Here is a 1,505-nt window from a genome sequence, read left to right on the forward strand (position 1 = left end):
CCGGGCACCCACTGCCTCCGTGACGCTGCACAAGCTGCTGCACGAGCCCATTCCCACCCCGTCGAAGATCGACCCGGCGTTGGCGGAGCTCGACCCGCTGCTGGATCGCGCTCTGGCCCGGGATCCCAAGCGACGCTTTGCCGACGCCGACGAGTTCGCCGACGCGCTGGAGGAAGGCGTTCGGCGGATTGGCGGCCTGGCATCCCACCGCAAGGTGCGCGATTGCGTGCGTCGCTTCGCCTACGAGAAACTGACCCGCGATCAAGCCATAATCAGGACCGGCCTAGAGTCCATCGGGGACGCCGAGGAGGTGTCGAGCGCGCTCGAGCTGGTCGAGCTCTCGGAGCCTTCCCTGCCCCGCAGACCCTCCGATCCCTCGTCGAGCGGCATCTTTCGCCAGACCGAGGGAAGCCACGGCGGATCATCGCACAGCGGCACGGGCAGCCGCTTCACCAGTACCGATACCCAGGCTGAACTGGCAGCGCTGGCGGGCGTTCGGCGGCCGACCCTGGGCACCTGGCTTGCCTGGGGCGTTTTTGTGGCCGTCCTTGGCGGCGCGGCATGGGTCGTGGCCACCGACGGTGCAGGCCTGCGCGACCTGTTATCTCCTGCCCCACAACAGCAGCCGGGTACTATCCACGCGCCGATCGGCCCCGGCACTACCGCGCCCAACGCCGTGCACAACAACGCCGCATCCAAGACAGTGACCCCGAACCCTGCGGACCAACCCTCGCGAGCGCTGCCGGATGGCCCGCCGCCCTTGCCGACTTCTCGGGCGCTTCCACGCGTACGCCCGGCGCAAACGGGACCGCCGCCTGCGGACGTTAGAGCGCCCGCAGCTAGACCCCGCCGCACTCCCCCGGTTTCGAACTCGCGCCGTGCATCGCGCTCGGACCTACAAAAGGCTCGACCGCGGCCCAAGGTGGAGCGCCCCAAGGCGGCGGGCCGCAGACGATCGGCCGCCCGATCGCGGCCTGCGGGCTCCCGGCACAGCAACCAGAGTCCGCGTGGCAGCGGCGAACAGACCAGCCCCGAGCCTGATCCCCTGCCTGAATTGGACTTGAACCCCTACAGGCAATAACGGGGTCGCCCGGAGCACGCCGCGCTCCGCTGCATCGCCGGAGCCAAGCGGCCGCTTGCCCCCGGAGTCACGAAAGGCGTGGCGCCGAGAGCTCCTCTGGCGTCCGGGGCTGCTATCGCGGCTGCCTCCGACGATTCGCCTCGAAGTTGGTGACCGATGCAGGCTAAAGTCGGTGCCCGACGTACAGGAGTGACGCGCATGAACCCCGCCCCGCCATCGCCCGGCAACGCTCGCTACCCACGGTTCGTGGACCGCCATCTTGGCTCCACTCCGACCGAGATCGAACAGCTGCTGGCAGCTATCGAATGCCCTTCTCTTGACGATCTGGTGCACTCGACGCTGCCCGAGGCCCTGCTCGGGGAGATGGCACTCGAGCTTCCCCCCGCCAAGAGCGAATCCGATGCGCTCGAAGCGCTGCGCGCCC

General features: G+C 69.0%; 2 protein-coding genes. Both read left to right on the forward strand.

The genetic code is table 11. The annotated features are described in order from the left end of the window. On the forward strand, positions 1-1,081 hold a 1,081-nt coding region (locus tag MJD61_16950), incomplete at its 5' end, for a hypothetical protein (protein ID MCG8556951.1). Positions 1,082-1,237: 156 nt separating this feature from the next. Beyond that, the coding region (locus tag MJD61_16955; GenBank protein MCG8556952.1) for a hypothetical protein at positions 1,238-1,505 on the forward strand (268 nt) is incomplete at its 3' end.

The sequence above is a fragment of the Pseudomonadota bacterium genome (assembly GCA_022361155.1).
GTDB lineage: Bacteria > Myxococcota_A > Polyangia > Polyangiales > JAKSBK01 > JAKSBK01.